Here is a 13146-nt window from a genome sequence, read left to right as displayed (position 1 = left end):
AGGATTCGCGGTGAAGAAGTACCTCCCCCTAGCGTGTGCCCCGCTGTGCCTGGTTGCCCTCTCAGGCTGCAGCATCCTCCAGCCGCCGGACACGGGCCCGCAGGACAACATCGTGGTGTCCAGCTCGGAGCCGCCGACCTTTGAGGCTAAAGACGTGGACGCCGAAGAGGTGACCTCTAACCTGGCGGCACCTGTCAAGGACAAGGGACTCAACGTGGAGTATGAGCTGCAGGGCCTGTACTCCGGCGGCGGTGGAACGGTGCTCACGGTGAAGATCCACAACCTCAACGAGGTGCCCATGCCTGCCGACGCCCTCCCGGAACCCACCCTCGAGCGCGCCGATGGCAACGGCGGCTGGGCCACCGTGGATCCGATTGCTTATGACCCGGCCGTCAACACGGACTTGCCCGCGCCGGGCTTGGACCACCCGCTGGGGGCAGGCGCGTCCACCAACCTCCAGTATGTCTATGACGTTGCCCCCGGCAACCTGTGGAACGCGCGCTTTAACATCGGCAACGTGCGCTTTGTAGGAGACCTCAATCTATGACGGAACTCGTCGTTCTAGCCTCGCCCGAGGGCAAGCCCGCAGGCGTAGCTGAGAAGGCCGCCGTCCACACCGCGGATACTCCGCTGCACTTTGCTTTCTCCGCCTGGGTGGTGCGCGGAGGCGAGCTGTTGCTGACCCGCCGCGCACTGTCCAAGCTGACCTGGCCTGGTGTGTGGACCAATTCCTTCTGCGGACACCCCGGGCCGGATGAGCCGACTGCCGACGCCGTCGTGCGCCGCGCCCAGTTCGAACTTGGCCTCAGCGGCACCCCTCACTTAGTGCTGCCGAACTTTTCCTACCGCGCCGTGGATTCCTCCGGCGTGGTGGAAAACGAAATCTGCCCGGTCTATCTCTTTGAGACCACCGACGAACCCACGCCTAACCCGGATGAGGTGGACTCCTTCGCGTGGGTCCCGGTGCGCGATGTCCTCGCTGCCGCCGATGCCACGCCATTCGCCTTTAGCCCGTGGATGGTTGAGGAGCTGGCCCACGAGCCGCTGCGCGAGGCCCTGTTGGCCTAAAGCAGGCTGCCATCCTGGGCGAAGGCCGCCGAGATGTAATCCAGGCTGGAATAGGCCACGCGGTTTTCGCCGTTATCCAGGTTGTATTCCCAGATGGCGTGCTCGGGGCGGTAGGCCTCGAAACCGGGCTCGCCGGTGCGCACGAAGTCCCGCAGCCACTGTGCTAGCTCCGTGTCCCCAAAGAGCGGGCGCAGCTCCTCGCAGTGCAAGGCCGGGCCCGAGGAGCGGGTGAACTCCACCATCCAGGTCTTACCTGGTGCCTTCTCCGCCACCTCTGCCGCCCAGCGGCGGATGATGGCATCACCCACCAACCGGCCCATAGGGCGGTCCTTATCCATGTGCTGTGCCACCTGATACCACGGCTTGAAACCATTGCGGGGAAATCCAAAGCGCGGGGCCACATAGCGCAGGATGAGGCTGCGGAAAGGGGAGCGATCGATCTTCTGCGTGGCCGGGATGTTGTAGAACTCGTCGCGGGTGCTGGCGAGGATGAGGGGGACGTCGGCAAGCTGCCCACACTCCAGTGGGGTAGGGCCCAGCGCCATATCGAGGCTGTACTTCTTGCGGAACTTGGCGTAGCCGGCCGCGAGCTCCTCTTGGCTCATCGCCGCGAGGGAGGAGCGCGTGATGGGCTTCTTCATCACCTGGCGCAGCGTGGCCTTGCGCTCCTCGAAGCTCTCCCGAGGGAAGCCCGGGGAGAGCGCCACGGCGCGGCGAAAAGCCCCGCGGTAGTGGTCGCGCCGACACAGCCAGAGAACGGCATTGGCGCCGGCGGACTGGCCCACGACGGTGACGTTGGTGGGATCGCCGCCGAAGGACTCGATGTTGCGCTGAATCCATTCCAAGCCCAGCTGTAGGTCCTCGATGGCGCGGTAGTGGTTGGGCTCATCATCGCGGAAACGGGCCAGGCCCGGCAGCCCCACGCGGTAGTCCAGCTGCACGTGGACGATGCCCGCCTCCGCGGTCGGCGTACCCTCCGCCCGGGGGTCCTCGTGGGAGCCGTGCTCGTAGCGGCCGCCGTGGATGTAGACCAGCGTGGGGGCTAGGGCGGCGGTGCGTTTGCCGGGCGCGGGGGCGGTGATGGTCAGCGCGACCTTCTCCGGATGCGGTTCGCGCGCGTCCTGGTCACGCGGCGGGGCGGGCTCGGGGTTATCGAAATCTCCCGGGATGTGGGAGTACTCGATGGAGTGGAAATGGGCCACGTCCCCATCGAGGTAGCCGGTGATGGTGCCCGCGGGGCAGGTGACGTCGAAAGGTGCACTGCTCATGGACAACAGGCTACCCTGAGGGCATGGAATGGCTCGTGCAGGCGCCAGTGTGGGCGCAGATGGCGGTGCTCGCCGTGACCGCAGTGCCGGCCGCGACCGTCATGGGGTGGGTGCTGATGTGGGTTATCGACCGTGTGAATTCGTGGCTAGCACCCGCGACTAGGATGAAGAAACATGACTGACGATGATCACCGCGAAGGCCTGTGGGACCCCGAGCGCCCGCAGCCTCCCCACCGCAAACGCGCACTGCCCAAGTCCCGAGTGAGCGTGACCCTCTGGCTGATGATCGCGCTCATCGTCGTGGTGGCCATCGTCGGCGTTGTCTTTTAAGGGGGTCTTCCCGAAGGGAAGACGCCGCTAGGGGCGCCGCGCTTGCCGACGCCCCTCCTAGCCCTAGCGCCCGGCACCCGGCCTCGTGGCGGCCTGGGCGAGGCGCTGGTAGAGCTCCTGTTTTGGCAGATCCTCCAACAACACCGGCTTGCCGGCGGTATCGCACAGCGGGATGCACCAGTTGGGGTACTGGTCCTTCGTCGTGCCCGGCTGGTTTTGGGCGCGCACGTCACCGACCATGTCCACCAGGTTGGTCACCGTCAGCGCCGACGGGGTTCCCGCGATGTAGCGGTGCAGGGCAACGAGCATGTCCTCTTCGCTCTCGCGGTTGTCCAACATGCCATAGGCCTGCAGGTTGTCCTTGACCTTTTCCTGCCACGCGCGGTCCTCGGCTTCTTCTTCCGCCACTGGGCGGGTCAGCAGGCCCAAGCGGGCGCGCAGCGCGATGTGGTCGCCACGCAGGAAGGCGAGCGTCGGCGGCAGATCGTGCGTGCCCACCGAGGACATCGCCATCTGGCGGTATTGATCCTGCGGGCGCGGGGTGGGGCCGTCCTCGGCGTGCTCAAACCAGATGATCGTGGTACCCAGCACACCCATATCGCGCAGAGCGTTTTGGACCCACGGCTCCAGGGTGCCCAGGTCCTCGCCCACGAGCACTGCGCCGGCGCGCTCAGCCTCGAGCGCGAGGATGCCGAGCATAGCCTCCCAGTCATAGGACACGTAGGTGCCGTTGAGCGGGGTGGAGTGGCGCGGGATCCAGTACAGGCGGAACAGGCCGAGCACGTGGTCAACGCGCAGGCCGCCGGCGTTGCCCAGCATCGTACGCAGCAAGTCACGCCACGGCTGGTAGCCGGATTCCGCCAGGCGGACCGGGTGCCACGGCGGCTGAGACCAGTCCTGGCCCTGCTGGTTGTAATCATCCGGCGGGGCGCCCACCGAACACTGCGGGGCGAGGTATTCCGCCAGATTGACGGCGTCGGCACCGGCGGGGTGGATGCCCACGGCCATGTCGGTGATAAGCCCGATGCTCATGCCGGCGTCGAGCGCGCGGCGCTGGGCGGCATCCAGCTGCTCATCGCAGAGGAACTGCAGCCAGGAATAGAACTCGGCCAACTCGCTGACGTCGAGGCTCAGCGCGTGGCGACGGCCGCTGTGTCGCTCGAGCTCGGTCTCGGCGCACCACAGCGCGAAGTTACGCAGGCCACGGCCCTCGCGGCGCTTGTACTCGCTAAAGGCGGTGCGGCGCTCCGGGGTCATCCCCTTGTTGAAGAGCTCCTGGAGGACCTGCAGCTTGGCCTCGAAGATGGAATCACGATCAATCTCTTCTGCAGACAGGTTGCGCTCGCGGAACTCGGCGGCCAGCTCGGCCACGTCATCCTGGAGTTCCGGGCTGAGTAGTTTCAGCTCCGGGACGTCCTCGATGCGGATATAGATCGGATTGATGAATCGCCGCGTGGTGGGCAGGTAGGGCGAGTCTTCCACCGGCGGAATCGGCTCGCCAGCATGCAGCGGATTAATAAGGAGGAAGTCGTAGTCCGGCGCCAGCAGTTCCGCCAGCTCTGCCAAGTCACCGAAATCACCCATGCCCCAGGACTTCTCGGAACGCACTGAGTACAGCTGCGCCATCGCACCCGCCGCGGGGCGCTCAAGGTAGCGATCCGCCGTGCTCAGGTGGTTCGGCACGACGATGAGCGGGCACTCGTGCTCTCCGATGCCGGGAGAGGACAGGAGCAGCTTATGGAATCCGAGAGGCAGGTCGCCGGGGACGTGGAAGCTTGCCTCGCCCCACATGGTTCCGGAGACGTCGGCAGCCGGGGCATCGTTGGGGTCCTGGTAAGTCGGGCGGGTCTCGCCGCTTTCCAATTCGATCGTGACGGAGACCGGATCCCCGTCGTGGACGTGGACTGCGAAGGACTTTTCGGCGCCTTCGCGGGCCACCACGCAGGGCGGCAGTGGGCGGGAAGCCCGAGCGAGGTAGTCCTCGAAGAGGGCTTGGGTTAGCTCCTCATCGTCCGGACGGTCGGAGATAGAGACGCCGAGTGCGCGCAGCGTGTAGGTGATTGTCTCCTCGCTGACGTACACAGGCTGTCCGTTCTGGGCGGTGTACTCGCAGGCCACACCGTGGCGTTGGGCAAGTTCTTGAAGCAGATCACGGGTAGTCACATCCCCCAATTGTGCCACGCCCTCCCCACGCGCGTAATAAATCAGGTTGGTAGAGTGGGCTGGAATTTAGTTTTTGTGGGAAAGGACACAACTGTGACTTTGAATGAAGCGCACACCAAAGCGGAATTCGAGATCAAGGACGGCGAAACGTGCCTTACCGCCATGATGGCTACGGCGCACGCCCGCCCACATGGCGTGCTGTTTACCCGCCCGGCGAATTACGAGTGGGTCAACGTCACCGCCAAGGAATTCGTCGAGGAAGTCTACGCGGTGGCCAAGGGGCTCATCGCCTTCGGCGTGGAGCAGGGTGACCGCGTGGCGCTCATTTCCACCACCCGCTATGAGTGGTCCTTGCTGGACTACGCCATCTGGGCCGCCGGTGCGGTTTCCGTTCCGGTGTACCCCTCGTCGTCGATGTCCCAGGTTCAGTGGATCATCGAGGACTCCGGCGCAATCCTCGCCATCACGGAAACCCGCGAGCACTCCGAGCTGGTCAAGCATCTGAAGCTGCAGGAGGACGGCACCCCGCAGCTGCACGGTTCCCCCTCCCAGCTGCGCCGTGTCTTAGAAATCAACTCTTCGGCCATCGATACGCTGAAGTTTGAGGGACGCGACATCAGCGACGACACCGTCAACCAGCGCATCGAAGCTACGCACACTGACGACGTCGCCTCCCTGGTGTACACCTCCGGCACTACCGGGCGCCCCAAGGGTTGCATGCTGACCCACCGCAACTGGCTGGCGGAAGCCCGCGGGTTGCTGACCAACCCCATTGGTGCCATCGCCGTGCCGGGCGCACACGTCCTGACCTTCCTGCCGCTGGCACACGTCTTCAGCCGTGCGGTGTCGCTGGCGGTCACCATCGGTGGTGCGTCCCAGAACCACTGGGCGGACTTCAGCACCATCACCGTTGAGTTCGCTCGTTCCCGCCCGAACCTGATTCTTGGCGTGCCGCGCGTGTTTGAAAAGGTACGCAACGGTGCGTCCGCCAAGGCGCATGGTTCCTCCGCGTTCAAGGGCGCGATCTTCGACAGCGCGGAGAAAGTCGCCATCGAATACTCCAAGGCGCTGGATACCCCGGAGGGCCCCAACCGAGTTCTCAAGGCCAAGCACAAGGCCTTTGACAAGCTGGTCTATTCCGCCATCCGCCAGGCAATGGGCGGCGAGGTCAAGTACTGCATCTCCGGTGGCTCGGCCATCTCGCAGGATCTGCTGCACTGGTACCGCGGCATCGGCGTGACCATCTACGAGGGCTATGGACTTACGGAGACCGCAGCGGCTGCCGCCGTGGACTTCGTGGATCAGTCCATCGGCACCGTCGGCCCGCCGCTGGGCGGAACGACGATGCGCATTAACGAGGACGGCGAGATCCTGATTAAGGGAGATATCGTCTTCAAGGGCTACTGGCAGAACCCGGAAGCCACCGAGAATGCGCTGCAGGACGGCTGGTACAACACCGGCGACCTCGGTGAGATCAACGAAGAAGGCAAGCTCGTTATCACCGGCCGCAAGAAGGACCTCATCGTCACCGCGGGCGGCAAGAATGTCTCGCCTGGCCCGATGGAAGATATCCTGCGTTCCCACCCGCTGATCTCCCAGGCCATGGTGGTTGGCGACGGCAAGCCCTTCGTCGGCGTGCTGCTCACCCTGGATGAGGACGCGCTCAAGCGCTGGAAGGCGGACCACAACATCGCCGCGACCAAGGGCATGCGCGAGGTAGCTGCGGATCCGGCGCTGCGCGCGGATATTCAGGACGCCATCAACCAGGTCAACGCCACCGTCTCCCACGCGGAGGGTATTAAGAAGTTCGTCATCCTGGATCAGGACCTCACCGAGGAAAGCAACGAGCTCACCCCAACCCTGAAGGTCAAGCGTTACGTGGTGGCCCAGCGCTATGCGGCTGACATTGAGCGCCTCTACGCCGGCAAGAAATAAGGCTGGACGGAGTCTGTGAATTCCTTCGGAGTGTCGCGCAGCCGAATGCGAGGATCTCTAATAGAGTCAGCGGGGTCAGAAAAACTCTAAACCTCAACTAGAGGTTCTCACGGGAAGGGCGGCCTATGCACAAGATCGCAGCCGAGCTGCGCCACCGTGAGCTGACCCAAGAAATCTATAACATCGGCGATGAAGTCGTCGACTACATCGAGCACCTCATCGAGGCCATCGAGGACTGGGACGATGAACTCTCCCTCGACTGCTTGGCCGAGCTGGGGGATATCGTCGAAGACGCCCGCGTGGATTCCGGGCGCTGCGTCGGCGAGCTCATCGGCCTGCGCCAGGCGCTGGTCTCCGGCCTGAAGTCCGGCACCATCTCGGCTGCCTCCTCCGGCGACAATGACGTCGAGGAACCGAAGCAGCTCACCGCCCGCGCACTCGCTGAGGGCCTGCCTATCTCCGGCCCGCCCGTCGTGGTCTCCGAGCTGGCAGAAACCTTGCGCGGCCGTACCGCCGCGGTGGCTGCCTACCTGCGCGAGCTGGTCGAGTACGTGCTGGCGCAAACCGACGCCGTGGCCCGCAACCTCGACGTGGTTTCCCTGCCGAACTTGTACAAGCGCGCGGGAGAATCCTCCCTTATTGCCGTGCAAGCCTGGCGTCACACCGTCGTCGAGGCACACCCCGCCTTCGTGCGCACCATGCGCGGGCACAATCCGCCGCCCTTCCTAGAGGAGCGCGCGCGTATCGACGCCGTCGTCGCCCGCGTCCGGGCTAAGCGCCAGAAGCAGGCCGCCACGACCGCTTAAGGAGCCGCATCACAGACTTCCTTGTTGCCAACACACAAGGATTACCTAAAGAAGAGCGCCGCCGAGAATCCCTCTCTCGGCGGCGCTTTTCGTAGTTAGCGTGGCACGAATAACTTTGCGTGCCACCGTCTAGCTTCGTGCACCACGCTTAGCTTCGTGTGCCCCGTCTAGCGCGCAAGCGCTAGACCCCCGGGTTCTTGGCGGCCGGCGCGGCCTGGTCTAGCTGCTCCGTAATCTGCGGCCATAGCTGGCCCATGATGTCATCCCAGGTCAGGATCCACACCGTCTTGTCCTTGGTGGGCTTGCCCACCATGACGAGCTGCTCGTTGCGGGCGCGCATCTGATCCAGAGTCTTCTGCACGGTGGAGGAGGAACTCACCGCCAACGCGGGGCGGGAGAATTCCAGCACCGGGGTTTCCGGATCCGCCAGCAGGGTATCGCGGACGTGGACGATGCGCGGAATGCGCGAGGCGCGCGGGTAGACCAGCACGCGCATGATGGACTTGCGCACTACGAGGTCGTGAAGCTCGGCCACGGTGGCATCTGCGGACAGCGGCAGGATTTCCGAGCCATGTTCGCGGGCCAGTTGTGCTGCGGTGGCGGCTTCGAGCTCGATGACGCCGGTGATCTGGTTGGCGGAGTCGTCGTCAAGCGTGCCCGTTAGGCGCGAGTGCTCGACCAGATGGCGCAGGGTTTCTGCGTCATAGCCGGCTGCACCGGCGCGGTCCACCGGCTCTTCGCCAGTCATGCGGACCAGCTTGTTGGCCATTTTGTTGATCCAGATCAGCAGCGGGCGGAAGAGCCAAATAAAGCCGCGGGCAGGCACCGCGATGAGCTGCAGGGCTGTCTCCGGGTGTGCAATGGCCCAAGACTTCGGCGCCATCTCGCCGATGACCAAGTGCAGGAAGGTCACGACGAACAGCGCAAGGAGGAAGGAGACGACGTCCGCAACGCCCAACGGCAGGCCCAGCGCTTCGAGCGGGCTCATCAGGAGGTGATGAACCCAGGGCTTGGTCACGGCACCAAGGACAAACGTCGCGGCGGTAATGCCCAGTTGGGCGCCGGCCAACATGATGGTGAGCTCGTTGAGCGAGCGCAGACCCGCACGCGAGGCCGCCGAGGACTCCGCGGTTTCTTCCAAGCGGTTGCGGCGAGCGCCCATGAGGGAGAACTCGATGACCACGAAGAACGCGGAAGCAGCGATGATGAGCAGGGTGACGATGAGGTTAAACCACCAAGTATCAGTCATTAGTCATCCTCTCCTTCCGGAAATTCCTCGACCAGTTCCAGCGCTAGGACGGAGGGCACGTGGCGGTCAATCTCCTCGACGCGCACGTTGAGCGTGCGGATGGGAGCCTCGTCGCCGTCGACCCAATCGTCAGGCTCAGCCTCCAGCTCGATGGCGAGCTCCTCGCCTTCCTCCGGCAGCGTGCCGGAATGCGCGATGAGTAGGCCTGCGACGGTTTCGAAATCGCCTTCGGGCAGGTCGTGGCCGATGGCGCGCTCTACCTCGTCGATGGGTGTATCACCGTCGACGATCCAGTGCGTCTCGTCCTGCTCGGTGATTTCTTCGGTCTCTTCGATGTCGTGTTCGTCGGTGACATCGCCAAGAATCTCCTCGGCTAGGTCTTCCATGGTCACAATCCCCACGAAGCCGCCGTATTCGTCGATGACGCAGGCGAGTTTCTCGTCGGCGTCGCGAAGCTCTGTGACGACGTCGGGAAGCGGCATGAGCTCCGGCACCACCACGGGTTCCTTCATGATTTCGCGGGCTGGGGTAGCCGCAGGCAGCTCGGTGCCCAGAACATCGTAGAGGTGGACCACGCCGATGGGATTGTGCTCATCATCGATGATGGGGTAGCGGGTGTGGTTTTCCGACATCATCTCGCGGACCTCACCGATGGTGGTGTCCGGTTCAATGACATCCACGCGTGAGCGCGGAATCATGGCATGTCCGACGTCATGTTCGGGAAAGTCGAGGAGACGGTCGAGGACTAGGTAGGTGTCCTCATCCAAGTCACCCGCCTCGTGGGAGGCATCCACGATGGACTCCAAGTCATCGGTGGTGGCGGAAGAATCGACATCCTCCACTGGCTCGATGCCAAAGACCTTGAGCAGGGCGTTGGAGGAGTATTCGAAGAAGTGGACCAGCCAGCCGAAAATCCGCAGGTACCACATGGTGGACGCGGAGAGCCACAGGGCTGACTTCATGGGTGCGGCGATGGTGTAGTTCTTGGGGAAGAGCTCGGCGAAGAGCATGGTGAGAACCGTCGATACCGCCAGTGCGGTTACCGTACCCACGGCGACGGACACACCGACCGGCACGCCCACGCCGCCGAGCAGCTGGCCCAAGCCTTGACCCACGAGGGGCTCGGCCACATAACCAATGAGCAGGCCCGTAATCGTGATGCCCAGCTGCGCGCCGGAGAGCATGAAGGATGTTTTCTGCGTAATTTTGAGTGCGCGCTCTGCCGATTTATCCCCGGTTGCAGCGCGCTGGCGCAGCTGCGTGCGGTCTACCGACATGAAGGCGAATTCCTGCGCCACGAAGTACGCGTTGGCCACGATAATGAGAGCGATGACGGCGAAACCCGCCACAATCATCAGGATGGCAGATAACACGGCTTACCCCACCGCCTTGGGTTGGCGGCGGGGACATCGACTCGGAGGTTCCACGAAAAGGGGGCCTTTCTTTCAATATCGGGGAAGCAAATCTGCACTATAGACTACCGCTTCAACGGTTCAGTCGGTTATTTTGTTCCCCATGGATCCCTTTGGTCTTTACATTCACGTGCCCTTTTGTGCCTCGCGCTGTGGCTACTGCGACTTCAACACCTATACGCCGGGTGAGCTGGGAGGGGATCTGACCAGCGATTATCTTTCAGCCTTGGAAAAAGAGCTGGAGATGGCCGCGGCCCAGGTCGGCCGCGAAGCGGAGACCGTTTTTATCGGTGGCGGCACGCCGAGCCTGCTAGGCGCCGACGGGCTTGGCCGAATTTTGGGCCGCGTTCGCGACACCTTTGGCTTGGCCCCAGGCGCGGAAGTCACCACGGAATCCAACCCGGAGTCCACGTCACCGGAGTACTTCGCCGGGCTTCTCGACGCCGGCTTTACCCGCCTCTCGCTCGGCATGCAGTCCGCTTCGCCAGGCGTGCTTGCGGTGCTGGAGCGGGCCCACACTCCGGGCCGCGCCTTCGATGCCGCCCGCGAGGCTGTTGCCGCGGGCTTCGAGCACGTCAACCTGGACATGATTTACGGAACGCCGACAGAAGAGGACGCCGATGTTGCCTTGACTCTCGAGCGCGCCTTGGACACCGGGGTCGACCACATCAGTGCGTATTCGCTCATCGTGGAAGACGGCACGCGCATGGCCCGCAAGGTATCGAAGGGACTGCTGCCCGCACCGGATGAGGATGTGCTGGCTCGGCGCTACGAGATGATTTCTTCCACCCTCGAAGCCGCTGGTTTCGAGTGGTACGAGGTCTCCAACTGGGCCAAGCCGGGCGGGGAGTGCCAGCACAACCGCATCTACTGGGTGGACGGCAATTGGTGGGGCGCGGGCCCGGGCGCGCATTCGCACTTAGGCGACGAGCGCTTCTTCAACGTGAAGAATCCACGGACCTATATCAAGGCGGTTGAAGCGGGGGAGTTGCCCATCAAGGACTGCGAGCAGCTCACGGAGGCTGACCGCCACACCGAGCGCATCATGCTGGGTCTGCGCCTGCGCGAGGGCATTCCTGCTTCCTGGCTCGCGCCGGCGGCAGAGCCCGTCGCCGCGCGCTTCATCGAGCGCGGCCTGCTTGAACAGGTTGGTGACCGCCTTCGCGTGACCAAGGCGGGCCGCCTGCTCGCAGATGGCATCATCACCGACCTCCTTGTCGCTGAAGAAACCGCCCACTAGGGGCTTGTTCCGCCTGCGGGCCGACCTCCGAGTCCGCATCAGCTGGCTCATTAGCGGCTGGCCTCGACGCTCGTAGATGGTTCCAGTAGAAAGGCTCCAGTCATAAGGTTTGTTTGGGGCCAAGGAAACCGTATGACCTGAAACATCTGAGGAGAACCATCTGTGTGGTGCAACCGCGAAGCTGCGAAGAAGTGGCTGGGCCTTGGCCTTCCGATGTCGAAGAGGCATAGTGACTTAGAAATAGCCCCGCCGGGAATTTGTTAGTTTTTCTCGTGTCGCCGCGAAGTTTGATAGCGGTGTTAGTCGGTGTTAGTTTCTCTCTCCACGTTGTGAAACCTGTTAGTCGCTCTCGTTACGGTTAGTCTTTGCTAATTGGCCCCTCTAGTTAGGTCCCTTTACGGCGAAAAGAGGCCATCTATCATAGGAAATGTGCCCGCAGATGGTCTCTTTGTTCTCAAAAGAGACCAGACTAAAGGGAGCATCAGTATTCGAGCTATCTGGAAGCGCATGATGAGCCCTTCTAGAAGCACATTATGGAACCACCTGGAAGTGGTGACGGGCTGCCAGAGCACTTAGGCAGATTGGCACCAGCTTCCACACCTGCCCGCCAGAACGGATAGCCTTAAAGACATGTCTAGCTCCACCGATGCCCGCCGCCAAGAGGTCCTGCGCGCCATCGTCGCGGACTATATCGCCTCGCAATCGCCCGTCGGCTCCAAGGCCCTGCTCGAGCGCTACCAGCTGGGCGTGTCCTCGGCGACGATTCGCAATGACATGGCCGTGCTCGAGGCCGAGGGGCTCATCGCCCAGGAACACGCCAGCTCCGGGCGCGTGCCCACGCAGAAGGGCTACCGCCAGTTCGTCGATACGCTCCACGACGTCAAACCGCTCTCCAAGGCCGAGCGACGCGCCATGCTCACCTTCCTCGAAGGCGGAGTGGATTTGGAGGACGTGTTGCGCCGCTCGGTACAACTGCTGGCCCAGGTGACCAAGCAGGCAGCCGTCGTGCAGCTGCCGAACCTCAAGGTTTCGCGCGTCAAACACTGCGAGGTTGTGGCACTCTCACCAGTGCGCCTGCTGTTGGTGCTTATTACGGACAATGGGCGCGTCGATCAGCGCAATGTCGAGCTCGATGACGTGATAGACCCCGAGCAGACCCACCGCCTGCGCGATATCCTCAACACCACCCTGGAGGGAAAGACTCTCACGGAAGCCTCGGTGGAGCTCGCCGCGCTTGTCGACGATTCCCCGGCCGACATCCGCCCCCACGTCCTCAAAGCCGCAACGACGCTCATCGAAACCCTCGTCGAGCAGCCCTCCGACCGCCTCATTCTGGCCGGAACGTCGAACCTCACCCGCGTCGTGCTCCCGGACGGCTTGCCCTCCATCATCGAGGCCCTCGAGGAGCAGGTCGTCGTGCTGAAATTGCTGGCGCGTGTGCCAGACCTAGGCGATGTCTCGGTGTCCATCGGTGAGGAAAACGAAGCCGATGAGCTGCGCCAAACCTCAGTGGTGGCCACGCGATATGGCTTCGGCACTGGCTCGGAGGCTGCAGCACTTGGCGGGCTCGGCGTGGTGGGTCCAACGTATATGGACTATTCGGGAACAATCTCCAAGGTCTCTGCCGTTGCACGCTATGTGAGTGAAATTTTGGCGGGCGAGTAAGCTAGCCGGT

At 63.4% G+C, this 13146-nt stretch carries 12 protein-coding genes; 8 read left to right on the top strand and 4 right to left on the bottom strand.

Features of this window, described 5'->3' with window-relative positions:
- Positions 1 to 10: 10 nt before the first annotated feature.
- Complete coding sequence (locus HMPREF2967_RS11285) at positions 11 to 547, top strand: hypothetical protein (protein ID WP_070519571.1); 537 nt, start codon at positions 11 to 13, stop codon at positions 545 to 547.
- Positions 544 to 1068 carry an isopentenyl-diphosphate Delta-isomerase gene (gene idi / locus HMPREF2967_RS11280; protein WP_070519572.1) on the top strand — a complete coding sequence of 175 codons (525 nt, stop codon included), beginning with the start codon at positions 544 to 546 and terminating at the stop codon, positions 1066 to 1068. Before HMPREF2967_RS11285 ends, idi begins: the two co-directional genes overlap by 4 nt.
- On the opposite strand, the gene HMPREF2967_RS11275 is transcribed toward idi, so the two are convergent.
- Positions 1065 to 2336: a carboxylesterase family protein gene (locus tag HMPREF2967_RS11275; protein ID WP_070561464.1), complete on the bottom strand. Its 1272-nt coding sequence runs from the start codon at positions 2334 to 2336 to the stop codon at positions 1065 to 1067. The two genes, idi and HMPREF2967_RS11275, sit on opposite strands and share 4 nt — an antisense overlap.
- A gap of 23 nt (positions 2337 to 2359) precedes the next feature.
- Here HMPREF2967_RS11275 and HMPREF2967_RS13295 point away from each other — a divergent pair, with 23 nt between their 5' ends.
- Both HMPREF2967_RS13295 and HMPREF2967_RS13290 read left to right on the top strand, forming a co-directional pair.
- Positions 2360 to 2518 carry a hypothetical protein gene (locus HMPREF2967_RS13295; protein ID WP_168164014.1) on the top strand — a complete coding sequence of 53 codons (159 nt, stop codon included), beginning with the start codon at positions 2360 to 2362 and terminating at the stop codon, positions 2516 to 2518.
- A complete protein-coding gene (locus tag HMPREF2967_RS13290; protein WP_167595632.1) occupies positions 2511 to 2666 on the top strand; it encodes a hypothetical protein in 156 nt (51 codons plus the stop codon). Before HMPREF2967_RS13295 ends, HMPREF2967_RS13290 begins: the two co-directional genes overlap by 8 nt.
- A 63-nt stretch (positions 2667 to 2729) precedes the next feature.
- On the opposite strand, the gene malQ is transcribed toward HMPREF2967_RS13290, so the two are convergent.
- Positions 2730 to 4829: a 4-alpha-glucanotransferase gene (malQ, locus tag HMPREF2967_RS11270; protein ID WP_198531053.1), complete on the bottom strand. Its 2100-nt coding sequence runs from the start codon at positions 4827 to 4829 to the stop codon at positions 2730 to 2732.
- Positions 4830 to 4922: 93 nt separating this feature from the next.
- Here malQ and HMPREF2967_RS11265 point away from each other — a divergent pair, with 93 nt between their 5' ends.
- Positions 4923 to 6764: an AMP-dependent synthetase/ligase gene (locus HMPREF2967_RS11265; protein ID WP_070530199.1), complete on the top strand. Its 1842-nt coding sequence runs from the start codon at positions 4923 to 4925 to the stop codon at positions 6762 to 6764.
- 125 nt (positions 6765 to 6889) lie between these two features.
- Positions 6890 to 7570, top strand: coding sequence for a hypothetical protein (locus HMPREF2967_RS11260; RefSeq protein ID WP_070519581.1), 681 nt, complete (start codon positions 6890 to 6892; stop codon positions 7568 to 7570).
- 181 nt (positions 7571 to 7751) lie between these two features.
- Here the strand turns inward: HMPREF2967_RS11260 and HMPREF2967_RS11255 are convergent, their stop codons facing one another.
- Both HMPREF2967_RS11255 and HMPREF2967_RS11250 read right to left on the bottom strand, forming a co-directional pair.
- Positions 7752 to 8819 carry a CNNM domain-containing protein gene (locus HMPREF2967_RS11255; RefSeq protein ID WP_070686528.1) on the bottom strand — a complete coding sequence of 356 codons (1068 nt, stop codon included), beginning with the start codon at positions 8817 to 8819 and terminating at the stop codon, positions 7752 to 7754.
- Positions 8819 to 10192, bottom strand: coding sequence for a hemolysin family protein (locus HMPREF2967_RS11250; protein ID WP_070686526.1), 1374 nt, complete (start codon positions 10190 to 10192; stop codon positions 8819 to 8821). The genes HMPREF2967_RS11255 and HMPREF2967_RS11250 overlap by 1 nt, the downstream gene beginning before the upstream one ends.
- Before the next feature lie 142 nt (positions 10193 to 10334).
- Here HMPREF2967_RS11250 and hemW point away from each other — a divergent pair, with 142 nt between their 5' ends.
- Both hemW and hrcA read left to right on the top strand, forming a co-directional pair.
- Positions 10335 to 11471 (top strand): radical SAM family heme chaperone HemW, encoded by a 1137-nt coding sequence (hemW, locus tag HMPREF2967_RS11245; RefSeq protein ID WP_070686524.1) that lies wholly within the window; start codon positions 10335 to 10337, stop codon positions 11469 to 11471.
- Positions 11472 to 12101: 630 nt separating this feature from the next.
- Positions 12102 to 13136 carry a heat-inducible transcriptional repressor HrcA gene (gene hrcA, locus HMPREF2967_RS11240; RefSeq protein ID WP_070686522.1) on the top strand — a complete coding sequence of 345 codons (1035 nt, stop codon included), beginning with the start codon at positions 12102 to 12104 and terminating at the stop codon, positions 13134 to 13136.
- Positions 13137 to 13146 lie beyond the last annotated feature (10 nt).

It is taken from the genome of Corynebacterium sp. HMSC059E07 (assembly GCF_001814395.1).
Lineage (GTDB): Bacteria > Actinomycetota > Actinomycetes > Mycobacteriales > Mycobacteriaceae > Corynebacterium > Corynebacterium hesseae.
This window is presented reverse-complemented; position numbering and strand designations above follow the sequence as displayed.

Excerpts from the sequence above, each read along its gene's own strand:
- idi (WP_070519572.1), top strand. The coding sequence starts at position 544 with ATGACGGAACTCGTCGTTCTAGCCTCGCCCGAGGGCAAGCCCGCAGGC.
- HMPREF2967_RS11275 (WP_070561464.1), bottom strand. The coding sequence starts at position 2,336 with ATGAGCAGTGCACCTTTCGACGTCACCTGCCCCGCGGGCACCATCACC.
- HMPREF2967_RS13295 (WP_168164014.1), top strand. The coding sequence starts at position 2,360 with ATGGAATGGCTCGTGCAGGCGCCAGTGTGGGCGCAGATGGCGGTGCTC.
- HMPREF2967_RS13290 (WP_167595632.1), top strand. The coding sequence starts at position 2,511 with ATGACTGACGATGATCACCGCGAAGGCCTGTGGGACCCCGAGCGCCCG.
- HMPREF2967_RS11260 (WP_070519581.1), top strand. The coding sequence starts at position 6,890 with ATGCACAAGATCGCAGCCGAGCTGCGCCACCGTGAGCTGACCCAAGAA.
- HMPREF2967_RS11255 (WP_070686528.1), bottom strand. The coding sequence starts at position 8,819 with ATGACTGATACTTGGTGGTTTAACCTCATCGTCACCCTGCTCATCATC.
- hemW (WP_070686524.1), top strand. The coding sequence starts at position 10,335 with ATGGATCCCTTTGGTCTTTACATTCACGTGCCCTTTTGTGCCTCGCGC.
- hrcA (WP_070686522.1), top strand. The coding sequence starts at position 12,102 with ATGTCTAGCTCCACCGATGCCCGCCGCCAAGAGGTCCTGCGCGCCATC.